Here is a 21,659-nt window from a genome sequence, read left to right on the forward strand (position 1 = left end):
GGGCCCGGGCCGTCGTCATGACCGAGGGGGAGGTCAAGTGACATACCCGCCGAGCGGGGCCGCACTGCGGGAGCCCGAGCCGGATGCGCCGGCCGCGCCCGTGACCGTACCCGCGCAGCGCCGTGGTGCCCTGTCCGTGGCCGTCGACCGGCTGCGCGCCGCGGCGACGACCGAGCCGGGCAGGCTGCAGATCTTCGGCGCCGCACTGGCCCTGCTGGTCGTGGTGTTCGGCGCGGTCACCGTCACGGAGATCTCCGGACGGTCCTCGTCCGCCGACGACGTGGTGAAACGCAGTCAGCCGCTGAGCGCGGCCGCCGCGAGCATCTACCGTTCGCTGGCCGACGCGGACACGATGGCCGCGAGCGGCTTCCTGGCGGGGGCGCAGGAGCCCAAGGACGTGCTGGCGCAGTACGACGCGGACATCAAGGAGGCCTCCCGGCTGCTGGTGAAGGCCGCGGCGAGCACCGACGCCTCGACCTCGTCGCACCGGGAGATCACCACGCTGGGCGAGCTGCTTCCCGAGTACACGGGGCTGATCGAGCGGGCCCGGGCCAACAACCGCCAGGGGCTGCCGCTCGGCGGCGCCTATCTCCGGTACGCCAACCAGAAGATGACGAACGAGATCCTCCCGGCGGCCGAGCGGCTGTACGCGGCGGAGACCGGCCGGCTCTCCACCGACTCGGCCGACGCGCGGCGTTGGCCCTTCCTCTCGCTGGCCGCCGGGATCGTGGCGCTGGCCGCGCTGGTGTGGATGCAGCGGCGCAACTACCGCAGGACGAACCGCGTCTTCAACCACGGGCTGCTCGCGGCGACGGCCGCGGCCACGGTGGTGCTGCTGTGGCTGGCCGTGGGGCACACGGTGGCCAGGGCGGAACTGCATAGCGCGATGGTGAACGGGCAGCAGTCACTCGACGTCCTCAACAAGGCCAGGATCAACTCGCTGAAGGCACGGGCCAACGAGAACCTCACGCTGGTCGCCCGGGGCGCGGTCCTGACCCCGGACGGCAAGCAGGACAAGTACGAGACCGACTACAGCACGGGTATGAAGGCACTCGGCACACAGCTCGAGAGCGCGGAGAAGCTCGCCGGCGACGACTCCGGGGGGAGTGGGCCGGTGGAGGCCGCCATCAACAGTGTGTCCGAGTGGCAGGACCGCCACAAGAAGGCCAGGGCAACGGACGACCAAGGCGATTACGACAGCGCGCTGGTGCAGATCATCGACCCGGAGAACTCCACGGGTGAGTCCTTCGAGAAGGTCGACGACGCGCTGGAGACGGCCCTCGCCCATGAACAGGACCAGTTCGACGCGGCGGCCGAGGACGGCCGCGGGGCCCTGGGCGGACTGCCGGCCGGGGCCGCCGTCCTCGCCGTGCTGGGTGCGGTCGCCGTGATAGTCGGGGTCAACCGCAGGCTCTCGGAGTACCGGTGAGGGGACGAGCGATGACCAGGCCGAAGGGCTGGGCCTCACGTGGCAGACTGCGCGGCTGGGGCGGTGTGACGGGCATGGCGGTGGCCTGTGCCGTCACGGCCTCGCTCACCCTGCTACCACTGGCGCACGGCGAGGGGACGCTGGGCGGGCTGCGCACCGGGCAGGGGGCCACCTCAGCGGTGCCCGCGAAGGCCGAGGAGTGCAAGGACCCGGAGGCGAGCCTGCCGGCGTCGAGCGCCGACGGCCCGAGCATCGAGAAGATCAGGAAGCGCGGCAAGCTGATAGCCGGTGTCGACCAGAACAGCTTCCGGTGGGGCTACCGGAACCCGGAGGCCGAGTCCGGCACGCTCGAAGGCTTCGACATCGACCTGGTGCGGGCCATCGCGGAGAACATCCTCGGCGACCGCGACGCGGTGATCTTCCGTGCCATCCCCACCAACCAGCGCATCGCCGCGCTGGAGAACGACAAGGTCGACGTCGTCGTACGCACGATGACGATCAACTGCAAGCGCGCCGAACAGGTCGCGTTCTCCACGGCCTACTTCCAGGCGGGCCAGCAGGTCCTGGCGCCCAGGAAGTCGACGATCACCGGCTACGACGAGTCCCTCAAGGGCAAGCGGGTCTGCACGGCGGAGGGCTCGACGGCGTACGACGCGCTGAACGAGAAGTCCTTCGGCGCGGTCTTCGAGGACGAGCACGACGACACCGAGCTGGACGAGGACCAGCTGACCGTCCCCAACCAGCTCGACTGCCTGGTGCGGCTGCAGCTCGGTGAGGTCGACGCGGTGGTCACGGACAACGCGCTGGCGGCCGGCCAGGCGGCCCAGGACCCCGCGGTGGAGCTCAAGGGCGAGAAGCCGTTCACCACCGAGTACTACGGCGTGGCCGCGAAGCTCGGCGCCGACGACCTGGTGGCGCGGGTCAACCAGGTGCTGGCGGAGTACCGCCAGGGCGGTGCGGACAGCCCCTGGATGACGTCGTACCGCACCTGGCTGGCGGAGGGGCTGCCCGGCATCAAGGGCCCCCCGGCACCCAAGTACCGCAGCAACTGAACCTGTCCGGGCCCTGGGGTCCGGCGGCCGGAACGGAGAGGTGATCGATGGGCGTGGCGGGATCCTTCCCCGGTTTCGCGGGGAGGCCCCCCGGCCCGGTCATGGACCGGGACGAGGCGGACCGTGCGCTGGCCCGGCTCGGTGCGGAGCACGAGGCCATCGAGACCTCGCTCCTCGCCCTGCAGGACCACGCCGGCCGCCGGCTCCTGGAGGGCGCCGATCTGACCGGCGTCACCAAAGGACGCTGGGCCACGACCGAGCAGTCGATCACGCTGCTGTGGGGGTACTTCGACGCCTACGCGGGTGCGCTCGCCAGGGCCCGGGAGATCCGGTCCGGGCGCCGCTACCCCAGCAAGGACGACCTGGCGGCCCTCACCGACATCCTGCGCGGTGACAGCGTGACCGTCGCGAACCCGGGAGCGGTCAGCCCGGGGCCCTCCGGCGGCGGCCCGGCCAGACTCTCCGAGCGGTTCACGCTGGAGGAGCTGGTCGCCCGGATGAACGACCTGTACGCCCGTTCGCTGGACATGGTCGTCGCCGCGGACTCCGTGTGGTCGGCGCTGCCCGCCCGGATAGACCTGCTCGCCGCGGAGCTGCGCCGCACGCGCTCGCTGGCGCACTCCGTAGGGGTGCGCCCCGGGGAACATCCCGCCGGGGACGACCTGGAGTCGATCACCCACGAGCTGACCACACTGCGGGTGCAGGTGATCTCCGATCCGCTGGCGTTCTGGATGCCGGGCCCCGGCAGTGCCGCGCCCGGCGGAGGACGTCCCGACACCACACGCTACGACCGGGCGGCCCGCGCCCTGGAGGACGTACGGCGGGAGATCGAGGCGGTGCTCGCGGTCCGGCAGGACGCCGAACAGCGCCTGGTCCAGCTGCGCGACGTCCTGTCCCGCGCGGACCGTACGCTCTCGGAGGCCCGGTCCGCGCGCGGCGAGGTGCTGGCGAAGATCGCCGCCTCCGAGGTGCCCGCCGTCAGCGGCCCGCCGACCGCTCTGCAGGAACGGCTGGCCGCCGCCTCCGAATACCGCAGGCACGCCCAGTGGAACCGGCTGTCGCCGCTGCTGGACTCGCTGGAGCGGGAGGCCGAGGACGAACTGCTGCGCGCCCGGGAGTCGCTGACGTCCGTCACGGCGCCGCTCGCGGTCCGTGCGGAGCTGCGCGGCAGGCTCGACGCGTACAAGGCGAAGGTGGCCCGGCACGGCCTCGCGGAGGACCCGCTCCTCATCGAGCGGTACGACGCGGCCCGCCGGATGCTGTGGAGCGCCCCGTGCGATCTGCGCGTCGCCGAACAGGCGGTGCTGCGCTACCAGCAGGCCGCCACCGATCTGCTGACACCGCGCCGTCGGGGCGAGTACGACGGACAGGGGGAGACATCATGAGTACGGAGTGCCAGCGCCCCACGTGCGAGGGCAGCTACGAGGACATGGGCGGCGGCGAGCTGTACTGCGACACCTGCGGCCTCGCGCCGGTCGTGTCGCCGACGGGCATGGTGAGTTCACCGCCCACCGGCATCGCGGGAGGTGGCAGGGCGGCGGGCGGCCGGGGAAGCGGCAGCACCTCGCAGCGGACCGGTTCGCAGGCGTCCGCCCGGTCCTCGTCCCGCTCGTCGACCTCCCGGCGCTCGGTGTCCGGGCGGCTCTCCCGCTCCCTGTCCGGAAGCTCCACGTCCCGCTCGGTGTCGGTGCGTTCCTCGGGCATCTCGACGGGTTCCTCCTCCGGGCGCGGCCGGCTGGGCGCGGGCCTGGTGCTCGTGCCCGACGTGCCGCGGCCCGACCCGCACACGGCCGTGATGGAGAACCCCGAGGTCCCCGAGCGGAAGCGATTCTGCTCGCGCTCCGACTGCGGTGCGCCGGTGGGCCGGTCCCGTGGGGAGCGGCCGGGCCGTACCGAAGGGTTCTGCACCAAGTGCGGTCACCCGTACTCCTTCGTGCCGAAGCTGCGCGGCGGCGACATCGTGCACGGGCAGTACGAGGTGGCGGGCTGCCTGGCGCACGGCGGGCTCGGCTGGGTCTATCTCGCGGTGGACAGGGCGGTCTCCGACCGCTGGGTGGTCCTCAAGGGCCTCCTGGACACCGGGGACCAGGACGCCATGGCGGCGGCCATCTCCGAGCGGCGCTTCCTCGCGGAGATCGAGCACTCCAACATCGTCCGCATCTACAACTTCGTGGAACACCTGGACCAGCGCACCGGCTCGCTGGACGGCTACATCGTCATGGAGTACGTCGGCGGGAAGTCGCTCAAGGAGATCGCCAACGAGCGCCGCACACCGGCCGGCAAGCGGGACCCGCTGCCGGTGGAGCAGGCCTGCGCGTACGGCATCGAGGCGCTGGAGGCGCTCGGCCACCTGCACAGCCGCAACGTGCTGTACTGCGACTTCAAGGTCGACAACGCGATCCAGACAGAGGACCAGCTCAAGCTCATCGACATGGGCGCGGTGCGCAGGATGGACGACGACGAGTCGGCCATCTACGGAACCGTCGGCTACCAGGCGCCCGAGGTGGCCGAGGTCGGCCCGTCCGTCGCCTCCGACCTCTACACGGTCGCTCGGACCCTCGCGGTGCTGACCTTCGACTTCCAGGGGTACACGAACGTCTTCGTGGACTCGCTCCCCGACCCGGACAACATCGAGGTGTTCCGGAGGTACGAGTCGTTCTACCGGCTGCTCGTGCGGGCCACTGACCCGGATCCGGCCCGCCGGTTCTCGTCGGCCTCGGAGATGGCGGAGCAGCTGACGGGTGTGCTGCGGGAGGTGGTCGCCGTGCAGACGGGGCGTCCGCGCCCGGCGCTCTCGACCCTGTTCGGTACGGAGATGCGCGTGACGGACACGGCGTTGTTCGCGGAGCTGACCGGTGACGTGTCGCGGCTCGGCGCCCGGACGGGCCCGTCCGGCGGCGCGGGACGCGTCGGACGCCGACGGGCGGCGGCCGTCCCCGCGGTCACACTCCCCGCCCCGTCGCTGACGGCCGCCCCCGCCGTCGCCCCCGCACCGCAGGGCCCACCGCCCGGCGCCGCTCCGCTGTACGCGCCCGACACCCATGTCCGGGGCAGCGCGGGAAGCGGCGCCGTGGCATATCCGCAGCCCCAGGCGGCCGTCCCGGCGCCTCGCTCGCCCATCCAGGGGCCAGGGGCGCTTCCTGCCGTGTACCCGGGCGGCCCCCGGCTCGCCGCGTTCGACGCGCGGGCGACCTCGCTGGCCCTGCCCGTGCCCCGGGTCGACCCGAACGACCCCAACGCCGGTTTCCTCGCCGGGGTGATGACGTCGGCGCCCGCGGAGCTGATCTCCGCCCTGCACTCCGTGCCCGCCGCCTCGCTGGAGACCCGGCTGCGGGAGCTCCGCGCCCGCCTGGAGATGAGCGAACTCAACTCCGCGGTCCGGGCGCTGACGGCCGTGGAGGCCCAGCACCCGGACGACTGGCGGGTGGTCTGGTACCGCGGGATCACCTCGCTGGTGACCGGTGACAACGAGAACGCCGCGCTGTCCTTCGACGCGGTCTACGACGCCTTCCCGGGCGAGCCCGCGCCGAAGCTCGCGCTGGGTGTCTGCGCGGAGGTGCTGGGGCAGCTGGACAACGCCGCGGAGTACTACCGCCTGGTGTGGGCGACTGACCCGAGCTTCGTCAGCTCGGCGTTCGGTCTGGCCCGGGTGCAGATCGCCGCGGGCGACCGGCCCGCCGCCGTGCGCACCCTGGAGTCCGTGCCCGAGTCGTCGATCCACTACACGGCGGCCCGGGTCGCCGCGGTACGGGCCCGGCTCCGTGAACGGGCCCCGCACGAGCCGCTGATCAACGATCTGTCGGCCGCCGCGGACCAGGTGACCGCGCTGCGGGGCTACGGCCTGGACGCGGTGAGACGCGAGCAGTTGTCGACCGAGGTACTCGGCACGGCGCTCGACTGGGTACTCTCCGGTAGTCCCACGGCTCAGCCGTCGGCCCAGCCCTCTCCCGCAGCCGCGGGGCCGAGGACGGTGCTCGGCAGCGAGCTGGACGAGCGGGGCCTCAGGTTCGGCCTCGAACGCTCGTACCGGATGCTCGCCCGGCTCGCGCAGCGGGGCGACGAGAGGATCGAACTGGTGGAGCGGGCCAACCGTTTCCGCCCCCGGACCTGGGTGTGAAGATGTCACAGAGCCACCAGCAGGCCTCCTTGCCGGGGTGCCCCAGCTGCGAGGAACCGCTGGAGCCGGGCGACCTGTTCTGCGGAGCGTGCGGTTACGACCTCTCGGCCGTGCCGGCGCCGCCCGCCGACCGTCCGACGGTCGCCATCACGGTGCCCGGGCAGCGCCCGGGAGCGCCCGCCGGCGCCGGTCCGGTGGAATGGCCCTCCGCCTCCGAGACGGACAGCTCCGACATGCCTGCGCCCACGCACCGCCCGGCCGATCTCCCGGGGGTGGACTCGGGCGGCAAGCCTCTGCCCGCCGCGGAGGGGGCGACGGTCCGCTACGACGAGCCGGGCGCCCCGGAAGGGGCCGCTCGGGCCGGCGCCTCCGCCGACTTCGAACTGGCCGCCCCCGACCCCCGTACCGCGGAGCACGCCACCGCCGGTGGGGCGGCGTCCGGTGCCAAGGTCTGTGTGGCCTGCCGCTCGGGCCACGTGGACACCGACGGCTACTGCGAGAACTGCGGCCACGCCCAGCCCCGCGAGCGCGACCACATGGAGCAGGAGCTCGGCTCGGTGGCCGCGGTCAGCGACCGGGGTCTCCGCCACCACCGCAACGAGGACGCGTTCGCGGTGTCCTCCACCGCGCTGCCGGACGGTTCACCGGCCGTCGTCGCCATCGTGTGCGACGGCGTCTCGTCGGCGAGCCGCCCCGACGAGGCGTCGGCCGCGGCGGCGAGCGCCGCCAACGAGTCACTGCTGGAGTCGCTGCCGCGCGGCACGCACGCGCAGCAGGCGATGCACGAGGCGATCCTGGCCGCGTCCGAGGCCGTCAACGCCCTGGCCCAGGACCCCGGTCAGGCGTTGGAGCACGATCAGCACCGCCATCAGAACGCCCCTGCCTGCACCCTGGTCGGCGCGATCATGGCCGGCGGTCTGCTGGTCGTCGGCTGGGTCGGCGACAGCCGTGTCTACTGGGTCCCCGAGGACCGCTCCCATCCGCCGGCCCGGCTCACGGAGGACGACTCCTGGGCGGCGCAGATGGTGGCGACCGGCCTGATGAACGAGGCGGAGGCGTACGCCGACGATCGCGCCCACGCCATCACGGGCTGGCTCGGCGCCGACGCGTACGAACTGGAGCCGCACACCGCGTCGTTCAAGCCCGACCGGCCCGGCCTGGTGGTGGTGTGCACCGACGGCCTGTGGAACTACGCGGAGGCGGCGGCCGAGATGGCCGCGGCCGTGCCGGCCGACGCGTACGAACGGCCTTTGCACGGCGCCCAGGTGCTGGTCGGTCATGCCCTCGACGGCGGGGGCCACGACAACGTAACAGTGGCGCTGCTGCCGTTCGCCGTGGCGGCGCGAGGGGCAGGATCGGCCTGAGCCGCTCGCGGTCCGCCGGCTGGCGGCCGGCGTTCCGCCCTGTCCCCGCTCCCTGCTCGTCCCGCGCCCCGTGCCCGCGTCCTACGCCCTGAACTCTGTCCGCCCACCTGTCTTCTTCCGACATATGTGGAGCATCGAGGAGCCGATCAGATGGCCAACTTCTCCAAGTCCGGCGTGCCGCAGTTCTCCGTCGAGGTGTACCAGAACGAATACCTGCCCGAGGGCGGCCGCGAAGTCAACGCGATCGTCACCGTCACGTCCACGGGCGGGGGGACGACCGGCGGTGTGCCGCTGGCCGTCGGTGTGCCGGCATCGGGGCGCCTCCCGGGGCAGGCGCCGGACGCCGCCGTGGTGCTCATGGTCGACTGTTCGGGCTCGATGGACTACCCGCCCACGAAGATGCGCAACGCCCGCGACGCGACGGCGGCGGCCATCGACACCCTGCGCGACGGCACGCGGTTCGCCGTGGTCGCGGGGACGCACGTGGCCAAGGACGTGTATCCGGGCAACGGGCAGCTGGCGACGGCCGACCCGGGGACCAAGGCCCAGGCGAAGGAGGCCCTGCGCCGGCTGAGCGCGGGCGGGGGCACCGCGATCGGGACCTGGCTGCGGCTGGCCGACCGGCTGCTCGGGGCCGCCGAGGCGGACATCCGGCACGGCATCCTCCTCACCGACGGCCGCAACGAGCACGAGTCCCCGGAGGATCTGCGGGCCGCCCTGGATTCCTGTGCGGGCCGGTTCACGTGTGACGCGAGGGGTGTCGGCACCGACTGGGAGGTGAAAGAGGTCACAGCGATCGCCTCCGCCCTGCTCGGCACGGCGGACATCGTCGCCGACCCTGCGGGGCTGGCCGCGGACTTCACACAGATGATGGAGAACGCGATGGGCAAGGAGGTCGCGGACGTGGCGCTGCGGCTCTGGACACCCGTCGGCGTGGAGATCGTTTTCGTCAAGCAGGTGGCCCCCACGGTCGCCGATCTGAGCGGCCGCCGCACCGAGGCGGGACCCCGCGCGGGCGACTACCCGACCGGCTCCTGGGGCGACGAGTCCCGGGACTACCACGTGTGCGTCAGGGTTCCGGAGGCCGGGATCGGCCAGGAGATGCTGGCGGCCCGGGTCTCGCTGATCCTGCCGGCTCCGTCCGGCGGCGGCGCCCCGCAGACCCTTTCCCAGGGTCTCGTACGGGCCGTGTGGACGGACGACATGGTCGCCTCCACCTCGATCAACCCCCAGGTGGCGCACTACACAGGACAGGCGGAACTGGCACAAGTCATCCAGCAGGGACTTGATGCGCGTAAATCGGGAGACTTCGACGGCGCGACAGCCAAACTGGGCCGTGCGGTGCAGCTCGCGTCGGGCTCCGGAAACGCGGATACTGCGAAACTGCTTTCGAAGGTGGTCGACGTCGTCGACGCGGCGACCGGTACTGTGCGACTGAAAGCGAGGGTCGCGGAAGCGGACGAGATGACACTCGAAACGCGCTCGACCAAGACAGTTCGCGTCAAGAAGTAGCGACACGGACGACAGGAACCGACCGTACGGAGAGCCGCCCCGGCCGACCGGACGGTGCACCGAACAGCATGGCGGCCTCCGGGCCGGACGAGGAGAGGGGGAAGCGCCGACATGCCGACCTGCCCGAACGGACACCAGTCGGGTTCCGAGGACTGGTGCGAGGTCTGCGGACACCGCATGGCCGGGACGGGCGCGCCCACGGGCGCGGTCCCGCCGCCGCCTCCCCCGCCGCCCGCACCCGGTTACGGCTACCCCCCGGTGCCCGGCACCGGGGAGCCGACCGCACAGGCCGAGCTCTGCCCGCAGTGCCGCACCCCGCGTGAGGCGATGGCGCCGTACTGCGAGGAGTGCCGCTGGAACTTCCTCACGAACACGGCGACGTCGTACACCCCGCTGGCCCCGCAGGGCGGCGCGGGTGGCCCGGCGCCGGGTCTGAATCTGCCGCCCGGCTTCCAGGCGCAGCAGGGCCCGCCGCAACAGCAGCGGGACCCGTTCGAATACCAGGGTTCCCGGCCGTCGCAGATGAACCGGCCGGCCGAACCGCTCTCGCCGGACCAGGGCAGCCGCCCTGGTCCGCCGCCGCCCCCGCCTTCCTTCCAGCAGGGGCCGCCGCCTCCGCCGTCGTTCCAGCAGCAGTCGCCGTCCCCGTTCGAGTCGCAGGGGCAGCAGGGTCCCGGGCCGCAGGGTCAGGGGCAGCAGGGGCCCGGCTCGCAGGGGCCGGGCTCGCAAGGTCCCGGCTCGCAGGGGCCCGGCCAGCAGGGCTCTCCTTCGCCGTTCGAGCCCCAGGGCCGGCCGGGCCAGCAGGTCCCCGGACAACAGGGCCCCGGTCAGCACGGCGGGCCGCAGGGTCAGGGCCCGCAGGGTCCCGGTCAGCAGGGCGGCCCGCCGTCGCCGTTCGAGCCGCAGCGGCAGGGGCCGCCTCCCCCGCCGTCGTTCCAGCAGCAGTCCGCGCCGCCCGCGCCTCAGCGGCCGCAGGCGCCGCAGCCCGGTGGCGACGACGACTGGATGCTGCCGCCGCCCTCGCAGCAGCAGCATCCGCAGGCCTTCCAGCAGGGCCCGCAGACACCGCAGGCACCTCGCGCGCCTCACTCCCCGCAGCAGCAGTTCCCCGGTCAGGGTCCCGCCCAGGGCGGACTGGACCAGGGAACGGTCAGCTGGAAGGCCGTCATCGGCCCGGACCGTGACTACTTCCTGGCGATGATGCAGCGCAGCGGCCCCGAGGCGACCGGGCTCAACCTGCCCGCGTACTCCCCGGAGCAGCACCTTCCGCTCACCGGCAACCAGATCACCATCGGCCGCCGCCGGCACAGCACCGGCGAGTCCCCCGACATCGATCTCGCCGTGCCGCCGGAGGACCCGGGCGTCTCGCACCAGCACGCCGTGCTGGTGCAGCAGCCGGACGGCACCTGGGCCGTCGTCGACCAGAACTCCACCAACGGCACCACGCTCAACGGCGCCGAGGAACCGATCCAGCCCTATGTCCCCGTCCCGCTCCAGGACGGTGACCAGGTGCACGTGGGGGCCTGGACGACGATCACGGTCCGCCGCGACTGAACCGCCGGAGCCGGCCGGGGTCAGGAGTCCTAGGACTCCTGACCTCGGCCGGTGTGTCTGCGACGATGGACGGGTGACAGAGATTCCGCGCGACACGCTTCAGGAGCAGACCTTCTACGAGCAGGTCGGCGGCGAGGAGACCTTCCGGCGCCTGGTCCACCGCTTCTACCAGGGCGTCGCGGACGACCCGCTGCTGCGACCGATGTACCCGGAGGCGGATCTGGGCCCCGCCGAGGAACGGTTCACGCTGTTCCTCATGCAGTACTGGGGCGGGCCGCGCACCTACAGCGACCAGCGGGGGCACCCCCGGCTGCGGATGCGGCACGCCCCGTTCCAGGTGGACCGGGCGGCGCACGACGCCTGGCTCGGCCACATGCGGGTGGCCCTCGACGAGCTCGGCCTCCCCCCTGAGCAGGAGCGGCAGTTGTGGGAGTACCTCACCTACGCGGCCGCCTCGATGATCAATACCGCGGGCTGAACCATGTGCGGAATCCGGTACCCCAGCGCCGCATAACGGTCACGATCGCATCAAGGTGCGCCCACAAGCGGTTTCCAGGAGCCCGGGCACTCTGAAAGCATCCGGTACACGCCGGGGGGCGTGCGAGGCGTGCGGCTGCTGAGGGTTCGGGGGATCACGTGCGGCTGCTGAGGGTTCGGGGGATCAGGTGACGGGGTTCGTCCTTCTGCGGGTGCGCGCGCACCGGCTCCTGCTCGCCGCCGCCGTCCTGGCCGTGCTGCTCACCACCTGTGTGCTGGCCGCGCTCACCGCGTTCTCGGGTTCCATAGGCGACGCCGCCCTGCGGCACACGCTCGCCCACCGTTCCGCAGCGCAGGCCTCGCTCTTCGTCTCCGCCGATGTGGACCGCGGGCAGCGGGGCGAGGCCGACGCCGAGGTGCGCCGGGCGGCCCGCGACACCTTCGACGGGCTTCCGGTGACCGTACGGAAGCTGGAGAGTTCGGGGTCGTACGCGCTGCCGGACGGTCTCCAGGCGCCCGCCGCGCGGCGCGACGAGCCCGATCTGACGCAGCTCGCCTCGCTCGACCGCAGCCGGGTCCGTCTCACCGCGGGGCGCCTGCCGGACGCCGGGGCGGGTGACGCGAAGGAAGGCGTGCAGGTCGCGCTGCCCCGCGCCGCCGCCGAGGCGCTGAAGCTGAAGCCGGGTTCCCGCCTCACCCTCACCGACCGGCTGAAGGAGACGTCGCTGCCGGTCGAGGTCACCGGCCTCTACGAGCCGGCCGACCTGGACGACCCGTACTGGCAGCTGGACCCGCTCGGCGGGCGCGGCGCCCGCAAGGTCGTCTTCACCACGTACGGCCCCCTGCTGGCCGACCCCGCCGTGCTCGCTTCCGGCCGGGTCAGCGCCGGTCCGGTGTCCTGGCTGGCCGCCGCCGACTTCCGTACGGTGACGACCGGCCGGACCGAGGCGCTGCGCCGGGCGTCGGCGGACGGGCCCGGGGCGCTGTCCGCCTCGCCGGTCTTCGGGGACGGTGCCACGGTGCGGACCTCGCTGCCGACCGTCATCGACCAGATCGAACGGGCGCTGCTGGTGTCCCGCTCCACGATCATGATCGTCGCCGTGCAGCTCGTCCTGCTCGCCGGGTACGCCCTGCTGCTCGTGGCCCGGCTGCTGAGCAGCGAGCGTGGCGGCGAGACCGAACTGCTCCGGGCCCGGGGCGGGTCCAGGGGCCGGATCGCCTCACTGGCCGCGATCGAGGCGCTGCTGCTCGCGGTGCCCGCCGCGGTCGTCGCGCCGCTGCTCGCGGGTCCGCTGACCCGGCTGCTCGCGGCCCGGAGCGAGCTCGGCAGGATCGGGCTGCGGCTCGACGGCGGGGTGGACGGCACGGTCTGGCTGGTGGCGGGCACCGTCGCGCTGACGTGCGCGCTCGCCGTGGTCGCGCCCGCCCTCACGGCGGGCGCGGGGGGTCGCCGTGGCGTCCGGGCCGCGGCGCTGCCCACGCCGGTGCGGGCGGGCGCCGACATCGGGCTGCTGCTGATCGCCGGGGTGGCGTACTGGCAGCTGGACCGGCAGACCGGGGCAGCCGGGAGCGGTGCGCTCAGCGGCGACCGGGAGGGTGACCTGGGCATCGATCCGCTGCTGGTCGCCGCCCCCGCACTGGCCCTGCTCGCGGGCACCGTCCTGACTCTGCGTCTGCTGCCGCCCGCGGCCCGGCTCGCGGAGCGCCGTGCGGCGGGTGGGCGGGGACTGTCCGCGGCCCTGGCGGGCTGGCAGTTCAGCCGCCGGCCGCTCCGGGGCGCGGGCCCGGTCCTGCTGCTGGTCCTGTCGGTCGCGATGGGCATGCTGGCCATCGGCCAGAGCGCGTCCTGGGACCGTTCGCAGGGTGACCAGGCGGACTTCAGGTCGGGCGCGTCGGTGCGCATGGTGGGAACGCTGTCGGGCGACCCGGCGAAGGCCGCCGCGTACACGGATCTTCCGGGCGTACGGGAGGCGGCTCCGGCCTTCCGTACGACGGCCGATCTCTCCGGCGGCCGGACGGCCGAGGTCCTCGCCCTGGACACCGCGCACGCGGACGAGCGGATGCTGATGCGGGAGGACCTGTCCGGCACGTCTCCGCAGGAGCTGTTCGACGCGATCGCGCCGCCGAGGACCGCGCGGACCGGGGTGGTCCTGCCCGAGGGCAGCGAGCAGGTGTTCTTCGATCTGCGGGTCCGTGACACCTCGGCGCCCGGCGGGACGTCCCCGTCCTCCTCGACGGCGCTGGTGAGCGTGCTGCTGGAGGACCGTTACGGCGTCGGGTACCGGATCGGGGCGGGCACCGTGGCCGTCGACGGCCGCGCGCACAGCCTGTCGTTCCCTGTGTCCGCCGCCGGTGAACTGGCGGTGACCGGCTTCGAGCTGGACGGGGAGGTGCCCGCCGTCCGCCCCGAGAAGCGGCTGGTCGACGTGGCGAGGCTCCGGGCCCGCACCACGGACGGACGTGAGGAGCCGGCGCCGGCTGCTGAAGGAGTGCGCTGGAAGGCCGGGACGACGGTGTCCGAAGGGAGTGAGACCCGCCCCGGCGAGGCCGTTGAGGAGGTGACCGGCTCGGGCGCCGCCCCGGCGTTCCGGTACGGCACCGGAGCCACCCTGCCGGACGACTCGTTCTGGGGCAGCGGCGCCGCGGTCGGCACCCTGCGGATCACCGCGGCCCGCCCCGCGGCCCCCGTGCTGAAGGCGGTGGCCACCGATGCGTATCTGACGTACGCGGGGGCGGAGCCGGGGCAGGAGATCGACCTCACGCTGGCGGGCAACACGGTCCGGGTGAAGCTGGTGAAGTCGGTGCGCCAGCTCCCGACCACCGGCCCCGGGGCGTCCGCCGGTGTGCCCGAGGGCGCCTCGGAGGAGTCGTCCACGAAGCCGGGCGGCAGCCTGCTGCTGGACCTGAAGGCCGTGTCGGAGGTGCTCGCCCACCGGGCGGGGGCCACCCTGGCGCCCACCGAGTGGTGGCTGAGCGCCGCCCCCGGCGACGGCCCGAAGGTGGCGGCGGAGCTGCGCGCGCTGCCGGGCACCGATCCGGCACAGGTGCGGGTGCGCGACGAGGTGGCGCGGGAGCTGGCGGACGACCCGCTGGGGGCGGGCCCGCAGTCCGCGCTGCTGGCCGTCGCCGTGGTGGCGGCCGCGCTGGCGGCGGTCGGATTCGCCGTCGGCCTGGTGGGCTCGCAGCGCGAACGGGCGGCCGAGTTCGCGGTGTTGCGCGCGCTGGGCGCACCTCGTCGACGGCTGGCCCGGACCGCGGCCGCCGAACAGGGCGTCCTGATCACCTTCGCCCTGCTGATCGGGCTCGCCCTGGGGGCGTTGCTCACCAGGGCCGTCGTACCGCTCGTCGTGCTGACCGGGCAGGCCGCGAGGCCCGTGCCGGACGTACTGGTGCTGCTGCCGGCCGGGCAGGTCGCGGTCCTGCTCGCCTCGGTCGCCGCGGTGCCGTTGCTGACCGTCGCCGCGATCACACTGCGCCGCGCCGATCCCGCGGTGTCGCTGCGCCACCAGGGGGACAACTGACATGAACGCAGCCAAGATCCCGGCCGCGTGCGCCCCCTGGGTGCGTACGCGGCTGCGCACGGCCCCCGGTATCTCCGCCGCCCTCGCGGTCCTGGTGTTCCTGACCGCCTTCCTCGCCGCCGCGTTCCCGCGTTCCGTGGACGCGTACGAGACGAAGGCGCTGCGCCATGACGTCACGACGGCGGCGCCCGGACAGAGTGTGCTCGAAGTGGCCACGCCGCCGCCCTCGCTCGCCGCGCCGCGTACGGTGCGGGAGCAGGCCATGCGGGAGGAGTCCCTGGCCGGGATCGACCGCGCGCTGGTGAAGGCGCTTCCCGACCCCGTGCGGGCCGATCTCCCCCTCTCCTCCTACGGGGTGCACACCACGAAGCCGATCGTCGCGGAGGAGGCCTGGCTGCCCCGTCCCAACGCGATGCCTCCCCAGCTGCACTACGCCGTGCCGTCGGCGCTCGGCGAGCACAGCGAGCTGGCCGCCGGGCGCTGGCCCGCCTCCCACGGCGAGGTGACCGCAACCGCCGGTGAGGTGGAGGCGGCCGTCACCGAGGAAACCGCGACGGACCTGCGGATGAAGCCGGGCTCCACGCTCACGGTGCCCACCCAGGGCGGGAAGCCGCTGACCGTACGTGTCACGGGCATCGTGACCCCGCTGCACCCGAAGAGCGGCTACTGGTCGGTCGATCCCCTCTACCGCGCCCCGTCCCTGATGCAGGACCCGGCCTCCCCGACGCCGGTCCTCTACTGGACGGGGACGCTGCTCCTGGCGCCCGGCACCGGGCCGGCGCTGCTCGACACGATGGGCGAGCCGGAGCTGTACTGGCGTCTCGCCCCGGACCCCTCCGGACTCACCGCGGCGGACGTCCCCCGGCTTCGCGACGCGGTCGCCGGGCTGGAGAACGGCCCGGCGCTGCTGAAGCTGCGTGCCCTGGTGGGGCCCAACACGACGCTCACCACGGACCTGGACGCGATCCTCGACGCCTACACGGCGATGCGCGCCGCCATCGGCCCCGTGGTCACGGTGGCCGCCGTGGGTATCGGCGCGGTGGCCGCCGTCGTCCTGCTGATGACGGGCGGGCTGATCGGCGCGCGCCGCCACCACGAACTGGCCCTGCTGCGCTCCCGGGGCGGCTCGCTTCGGGGCATCGGTGTGCGGCTGCTCGCCGAGACGGCGGTGGCCGTGCTCCCCGCTGCCGCTCTCGGGCTGCTGCTGGCCGTCCTCCTCGTCGGCGAGGCCCGGTTGCTGCCCGCCGTGGCGGGTGCGGCCGCCGTCGCGGTGCTCGTCTGCCTGGTGCTGCCGCTCCGTACGGCCCTGCACCACCGCAGGCCGCTGCTGCACGGCGCCCGCGACGACATGGTGGACGCCAGGCCCACCCGCCGTCGTACGGTGGCCGAACTGACCCTGCTCGTCCTGGCCGTCGGCGCCGTCACCACGCTGCGCCGCCGTGGCACGTCGACGGGCTCGGGCGCCGATCTGCTGGTCAGTGCCGCGCCCGTCCTGGTGGGGCTGATCTCCGCGCTCGTACTCGTACGGCTGTATCCGCTGCCCCTGCGCCTCGCGGCCCGCCCCGTGGCGCGGCTGCGCGGAGCGGTCGGCTTCCTGTCGCTGGCCCGCGCGGGCAGGGCCTCGTCGAGCGGCACGCTGCCCCTGCTGGCCCTGCTGATCGCGCTGACCACCGCCGCGTTCGGGGGCTCGGTGCTCGCGGGGGTCGCGGACGCCCGTGACGAGGCGTCGCTGCGGGCCGTCGGCGCGGACGCCCGGATCAGCGCGGAGGGCGGGCTCTCCCCGCTCTCCGAACGCTTCGTCCGTGAGGTGCGGGCGGTGGACGGCGTCGAGGACGTCGCCCCCGTGCGCATCGAGGACGGGACCCCGCTGGCGGCCGGCCTGGACGTCAGGTCGGAGACGAAGCGCGCGACGCTGATGGGCGTCGAGCCGGAGTCGTACGCGCGACTGGCGCGCGGCACCGGGCTGCCCGCCTTCCCCGTGGCCACGCTGGAGAGCGGGCCGGGGCAGGACAAGGTGCTCCCCGCGCTCGTCTCGCCCGCGCTCGGTGAGCGGCTCGGTGAGCGGCCGCACACCATCCGGTCGCAGGCGGGTGACATCAGGGTGCGGGTCGCCGGGGTGCTGGCGCGCACCTCCGCCGTGAGCGATTCCGAGTTCCTGATCGTCGACGCGAAGGGGCTCGCCCAGCCGGATCCCACGACCCTGCTGGTCACCGGTTCCTCGCTCGACGGGCGCCGGCTCACGGCCGCCGCGCGCGACGAGGGGCCGGAGGTCGGGGTGCGGCTGCGGTCGGCGGAGCGCGAGAGGTTCGTGGACACCCCGATGCAGTCGGGCGCCGACCGGATCTACGGGGCTGCGGTCGTGGCGGGCGCCGGATACGCGCTGCTCGCCGTGGGTCTCTCCCTGCTGCAGACCGCCCCGGAGCGCACCACGCTCCTGGCCCGGCTGCGCACCATGGGGCTCACGACGCGCCAGGGGAGGCGGCTGCTCGCGTCCGAGGCGATGCCGCAGGCGCTGCTGGCCGCGTTCGGCGGGCTCCTCGTCGGCTGGGCGACCATCGCCCTGCTGGCACCGGGCGTCGATCTGGGCGCGCTGGCACTGGCCGGTGGCGACCCCTCGACGCCTCACACCGCTTCACTGCGGGCCGACCCCTTGTCGCTGGTGCTCCCGGCGGCCGGGGTGGTCGTCCTCGCCGCCGCCGTGGCCGGCGTCCAGGCGTGGTGGGCGAGCCGTCGTGGATCGATCAAGGAACTCAGGGCAGGAGACACCCGGTGACATCGTCGACAGAGACCACCCTGGCGGAACTCGAACGACGGGCCGCGGCGCGCCGTGACCGGCCCTCGTACGGGCACGACGCCCTGATCGCCTGCGACCGGCTGGTGCGCATCTTCTCCACGGACGGCGTGGAGGTGCAGGCGCTCCAGGGGCTCGATCTGCTGGTCACCGAGGGCGAGTTGATGGCCCTGGTCGGCGCCTCGGGCAGCGGGAAGTCGACCCTGATGAACATCCTGGCGGGCCTGGACGTCCCCACGGCCGGGTCGGCGAAGGTGGCGGGCTGCGACCTGCTGGCGATGGGGCAGAAGGAGCGGCTGCGCTACCGCCGCGACGTCGTCGGGTTCGTCTGGCAGCAGACCTCCCGCAATCTGCTGTCGTATCTGACCGCCGTACAGAACATCACGCTCCCCATGCAGCTGCGTGGCGGCGGCCGGAACCGTGAACGGGCCGCGCGGGCCGAGTCGTTGCTGGAGATGCTGGAGGTCGCGGACTGCCGCGACCGCCGCCCCGCCCAGATGTCGGGGGGACAGCAGCAGCGGGTGGCGATCGCGGTGGCCCTGGCCAACGACCCGTCGGTGCTGCTCGCCGACGAGCCGACCGGTGAGCTGGACTCCGCGACCGGCGAGCAGGTGTTCGCCGCGTTCCGGCGTGCCAACGAGGAGCTCGGTACGACGATCGTCATCGTCACCCACGACCAGGCGGTGGCGGGCGAGGTGCGCCGCACGGTCGCGATCCGCGACGGCCGCACGTCGTCCGAGGTGCTGCGGCGCACCGAGGTGGACGCGGCGACGGGGCAGGAGTCCCAGGTGGCGCGGGAGTACGCGATGCTCGACCGGGCGGGACGGCTGCAGCTGCCGGCCGACTACACGGAGGCCCTGGGGATGGAGCACAGGGTGATGCTGGAGCTGGAGCAGGACCACATCGGGGTGTGGCCGGACGCACCGAAGGAGTAGGTGCTCCCGTACGGAGCGAACCGCCCGGAGCGAACCGCCCGGAACAGGCCGTTCGGGTCACGCCGTTCGCGTCAGGCCGTTCCGACCGTCACGGCGAGCGCGCCGAGGCCGGCACCGCCCGCGCCGCGCAGCGCGATCGAGCCGAACGGCGTGCGCAGCCGCAGCCAGGATCCCGCCGTGAGCAGCGCGACGGGGAAGTCGGGCGCCGGGCGGAGGAAGCCGAGGGACTGGGCGGCATGGACGGCGCGCAGCGGGAGCTCCGTGTCCCCGACCGTCCGGGACCAGATGTCGTGGCCGATCAGGTCGCGTTCCGCCCGGGTGCGCCGGTCCTCGGGCAGCGCCGCGTCACGGGACCGGAACTCGGCCACGGCAACGGTGAGCCGGGTGCGCAGGTCGGCGGGGTCCGGCAGCCCTGGGCGCTCCTGCCAGCCGCTCCGCGGCGGCAGCAGCCCGGCCCACGGCGGCCCGGTGACCGGCGCGGGCAGGGGGCAGGCCGCTTCGCCGGCCCCTTCCGTGTCGAGCGCTTCAAGGAGCTCACCGGCCGAGACCGTGACGTCGAAGTCGTGCGCCCCGGACAGCCGGGCCGTCCGGATCGCGAGGACCTCGAACGACGGCGGCCGGCCGAAGACGGCCAGCGCGCCGCCGCCCGCCTGGAGACGGACGGCGGCGGCCCGGTCGTAGTGCAGGAGCCGGCCGAGGAAGGCGGCGAGATCGGCCGCCTCCCTCACGTCGGCGAACCGCGCCGACCGCACAGGCACTGTCATGCGACGGCGGGCTCCTGGTCGAGGTACTCCTGCAGGAAGAGCTTCTCCTCGGCGGTGATCCGCCGGGGCCGCTCCTCGGCCAGGTTGTACGGCACGACGACCGTCGACGCCCGTACGTACACCTGCTCGGGGTCCTTGACCTCGTAGGCGATCGTGAGGGACGCCGCGGTGATCTTCGTGACCCAGGACTCGATGGTCACCGGGGCGTGCCGGTGGACCAGCGGGCGCACGTAGTCGATCTCGTGCCGGGCCACGACGGACCCGCCGGCGAAGGACGGCGAGCCGTCCCCCGGCGCCAGCCGGAACATGAAGTCGATGCGCGCCTCCTCCAGGTAGCGGAGGAAGACCACGTTGTTCACGTGGCCGAAGGCATCCATGTCCGACCAGCGCAGCGGGCAGCTGTAGATGTGACGGGCCAAGTCGATCAGCCTCGCGTGAGCTTCTTGTAGGTGGCACGGTGCGGGCGGGCCGCGTCCGCGCCGAGACGCTCGACCTTGTTCTTCTCGTACGACTCGAAGTTGCCCTCGAACCAGTACCACTTGGAGTCGCCCTCGTACGCCAGGATGTGCGTGGCGACGCGGTCCAGGAACCAGCGGTCGTGAGAGATGACCACCGCTGCTCCGGGGAACTCCAGCAGCGCGTTCTCGAGCGAGGACAGGGTCTCGACGTCGAGGTCGTTGGTGGGCTCGTCGAGGAGCAGCAGGTTGCCGCCCTCCTTGAGCGTCAGCGCCAGGTTCAGGCGGTTGCGCTCACCACCGGAGAGGACACCGGCCGGCTTCTGCTGGTCCGGGCCCTTGAAGCCGAACGCGGAGACGTACGCCCGCGAGGGCATCTCGACCTGGCCGACGTTGATGTAGTCCAGCTCGTCCGACACGACGGCCCAGAGGGTCTTCTTCGGGTCGATGTTGGCGCGGGACTGGTCGACGTACGAGATCTTGACCGTGTCGCCGACCTTGATGGCGCCGGAGTCCGGCGTCTCCAGGCCCTGGATCATCTTGAACAGCGTGGTCTTGCCCGCGCCGTTCGGACCGATGACGCCGACGATGCCGTTACGCGGGAGCGTGAAGGACAGGTCGTCGATGAGGACCTTGTCGCCGAAGGCCTTGGAGAGGTTCTCGACCTCGACGACGATGGAACCGAGCCGCGGGCCCGGCGGGATCTGGATCTCCTCGAAGTCCAGCTTCCGCATCTTGTCCGCCTCGGCCGCCATCTCCTCGTAACGGGCGAGACGTGCCTTGGACTTGGTCTGCCGGCCCTTGGCGTTGGAGCGGACCCACTCCAGCTCTTCCTTGAGCCGCTTGGCGCGCTTCTCGTCCTTGCGGCCCTCGACCTTGAGGCGGGTGGCCTTCTTGTCGAGGTACGTGGAGTAGTTGCCCTCGTAGGGCAGGGCGCGGCCGCGGTCGAGCTCGAGGATCCACTCGGCGACGTTGTTCAGGAAGTACCGGTCGTGCGTCACGGCGACGACGGCGCCCGCGTACTTCGAGAGGTGCTGCTCCAGCCAGTTCACCGACTCGGCGTCGAGGTGGTTGGTGGGCTCGTCGAGGAGGAGCAGGTCCGGGGCCTCGATGAGGAGCTTGCAGAGCGCCACACGGCGCTTCTCGCCGCCGGAGAGGTTGTTGACGGGCCAGTCGCCGGGCGGGCAGCCCAGGGCGTCCATGGCCTGCTCCAGCTGGGCGTCGAGGTCCCAGGCGTTGGCGTGGTCCAGGTCCTCCTGGAGCTTGCCCATCTCGTCCATGAGCGCGTCGGAGTAGTCCGTCGCCATGAGCTCGGCGACCTCGTTGAAGCGCTTGAGCTTGCCCATGATCTCGGCGGCGCCGTCCTGGACGTTCTCCAGGACGGACTTGTTCTCGTCGAGCTTCGGCTCCTGCATGAGGATGCCGACGCTGAATCCGGGCGACAGGAAGGCGTCACCGTTGGACGGCTGCTCCAGGCCCGCCATGATCTTCAGCACTGTGGACTTACCGGCACCGTTGGGCCCCACGACACCGATCTTCGCGCCGGGCAGGAAGTTCAAGTTGACGTCATCGAGAATCACCTTGTCGCCGTGCGCCTTGCGCGTCTTGCGCATGGTGTAGATGTACTCAGCCAAGAGAAACCGTCCGGCAGCAATAGAGGTGTGGGCAGATACACCCATCTTGCCTGA

Annotated in this window: 14 protein-coding genes; 11 read left to right on the forward strand and 3 right to left on the reverse strand. The window is 73.0% G+C overall.

The genetic code is table 11. The annotated features are described in order from the left end of the window. Nucleotides 1-37 precede the first annotated feature (37 nt). From ACIBCU_RS05020 to ACIBCU_RS05070, 11 genes are all read left to right on the forward strand, one after another. A complete protein-coding gene (locus ACIBCU_RS05020; RefSeq protein ID WP_399229281.1) occupies nucleotides 38-1,429 on the forward strand; it encodes a hypothetical protein in 1,392 nt (463 codons plus the stop codon). An 11-nt stretch (nucleotides 1,430-1,440) separates the two neighbouring features. Then, nucleotides 1,441-2,481: a glutamate ABC transporter substrate-binding protein gene (locus ACIBCU_RS05025; protein WP_399229283.1), complete on the forward strand. Its 1,041-nt coding sequence runs from the start codon at nucleotides 1,441-1,443 to the stop codon at nucleotides 2,479-2,481. 47 nt (nucleotides 2,482-2,528) lie between these two features. Further along, a complete protein-coding gene (locus ACIBCU_RS05030; RefSeq protein WP_399229285.1) occupies nucleotides 2,529-3,866 on the forward strand; it encodes a hypothetical protein in 1,338 nt (445 codons plus the stop codon). After that, nucleotides 3,863-6,598, forward strand: a complete 2,736-nt coding sequence (locus tag ACIBCU_RS05035; RefSeq protein ID WP_399229287.1) for a tetratricopeptide repeat protein — start codon at nucleotides 3,863-3,865, stop codon at nucleotides 6,596-6,598. Before ACIBCU_RS05030 ends, ACIBCU_RS05035 begins: the two co-directional genes overlap by 4 nt. A 2-nt stretch (nucleotides 6,599-6,600) precedes the next feature. Next, nucleotides 6,601-7,962, forward strand: a complete 1,362-nt coding sequence (locus tag ACIBCU_RS05040) for a PP2C family serine/threonine-protein phosphatase (protein WP_362937083.1) — start codon at nucleotides 6,601-6,603, stop codon at nucleotides 7,960-7,962. 150 nt (nucleotides 7,963-8,112) lie between these two features. Then, nucleotides 8,113-9,474: a VWA domain-containing protein gene (locus ACIBCU_RS05045; RefSeq protein ID WP_362937080.1), complete on the forward strand. Its 1,362-nt coding sequence runs from the start codon at nucleotides 8,113-8,115 to the stop codon at nucleotides 9,472-9,474. 111 nt (nucleotides 9,475-9,585) lie between these two features. Next, nucleotides 9,586-11,028 (forward strand): FHA domain-containing protein, encoded by a 1,443-nt coding sequence (locus ACIBCU_RS05050; RefSeq protein ID WP_399229290.1) that lies wholly within the window; start codon nucleotides 9,586-9,588, stop codon nucleotides 11,026-11,028. 73 nt (nucleotides 11,029-11,101) lie between these two features. Further along, a complete protein-coding gene (locus ACIBCU_RS05055) occupies nucleotides 11,102-11,506 on the forward strand; it encodes a globin (protein WP_362937074.1) in 405 nt (134 codons plus the stop codon). A gap of 187 nt (nucleotides 11,507-11,693) precedes the next feature. Then, nucleotides 11,694-15,026, forward strand: coding sequence for an FtsX-like permease family protein (locus ACIBCU_RS05060; protein WP_399229292.1), 3,333 nt, complete (start codon nucleotides 11,694-11,696; stop codon nucleotides 15,024-15,026). Between the two features lies 1 nt (nucleotide 15,027). Then, entirely contained in the window at nucleotides 15,028-17,799 is a 2,772-nt protein-coding gene (locus ACIBCU_RS05065) for an FtsX-like permease family protein (RefSeq protein ID WP_399229294.1), read from the forward strand. Beyond that, a complete protein-coding gene (locus ACIBCU_RS05070; protein ID WP_399229296.1) occupies nucleotides 17,796-18,752 on the forward strand; it encodes an ATP-binding cassette domain-containing protein in 957 nt (318 codons plus the stop codon). The genes ACIBCU_RS05065 and ACIBCU_RS05070 overlap by 4 nt, the downstream gene beginning before the upstream one ends. Before the next feature lie 71 nt (nucleotides 18,753-18,823). Here the strand turns inward: ACIBCU_RS05070 and ACIBCU_RS05075 are convergent, their stop codons facing one another. Genes ACIBCU_RS05075 through ettA form a run of 3 tightly spaced genes read right to left on the reverse strand, consistent with a single transcriptional unit; the run spans nucleotide 18,824 to nucleotide 21,605 of the window. Continuing rightward, entirely contained in the window at nucleotides 18,824-19,516 is a 693-nt protein-coding gene (locus tag ACIBCU_RS05075) for a hypothetical protein (RefSeq protein ID WP_399229298.1), read from the reverse strand. Beyond that, entirely contained in the window at nucleotides 19,513-19,935 is a 423-nt protein-coding gene (locus ACIBCU_RS05080) for a thioesterase family protein (RefSeq protein ID WP_362926592.1), read from the reverse strand. The genes ACIBCU_RS05075 and ACIBCU_RS05080 overlap by 4 nt, the downstream gene beginning before the upstream one ends. A 5-nt stretch (nucleotides 19,936-19,940) precedes the next feature. Then, the gene (gene ettA / locus ACIBCU_RS05085) at nucleotides 19,941-21,605 is read right to left on the reverse strand and encodes an energy-dependent translational throttle protein EttA (protein ID WP_104785750.1); all 1,665 of its coding nucleotides are present in this window, start codon (nucleotides 21,603-21,605) and stop codon (nucleotides 19,941-19,943) included. Between the last annotated feature and the right edge of the window lie 54 nt (nucleotides 21,606-21,659).

It is taken from the genome of Streptomyces sp. NPDC051064, assembly GCF_044455985.1.
In the GTDB taxonomy this organism is placed as follows: Bacteria; Actinomycetota; Actinomycetes; order Streptomycetales; family Streptomycetaceae; genus Streptomyces.

Excerpts from the sequence above, each read along its gene's own strand:
- ACIBCU_RS05025 (WP_399229283.1), top strand. The coding sequence starts at position 1,441 with ATGACCAGGCCGAAGGGCTGGGCCTCACGTGGCAGACTGCGCGGCTGG.
- ACIBCU_RS05030 (WP_399229285.1), top strand. The coding sequence starts at position 2,529 with ATGGGCGTGGCGGGATCCTTCCCCGGTTTCGCGGGGAGGCCCCCCGGC.
- ACIBCU_RS05035 (WP_399229287.1), top strand. The coding sequence starts at position 3,863 with ATGAGTACGGAGTGCCAGCGCCCCACGTGCGAGGGCAGCTACGAGGAC.
- ACIBCU_RS05040 (WP_362937083.1), top strand. The coding sequence starts at position 6,601 with ATGTCACAGAGCCACCAGCAGGCCTCCTTGCCGGGGTGCCCCAGCTGC.
- ACIBCU_RS05045 (WP_362937080.1), top strand. The coding sequence starts at position 8,113 with ATGGCCAACTTCTCCAAGTCCGGCGTGCCGCAGTTCTCCGTCGAGGTG.
- ACIBCU_RS05050 (WP_399229290.1), top strand. The coding sequence starts at position 9,586 with ATGCCGACCTGCCCGAACGGACACCAGTCGGGTTCCGAGGACTGGTGC.
- ACIBCU_RS05065 (WP_399229294.1), top strand. The coding sequence starts at position 15,028 with ATGAACGCAGCCAAGATCCCGGCCGCGTGCGCCCCCTGGGTGCGTACG.
- ACIBCU_RS05075 (WP_399229298.1), bottom strand. The coding sequence starts at position 19,516 with ATGACAGTGCCTGTGCGGTCGGCGCGGTTCGCCGACGTGAGGGAGGCG.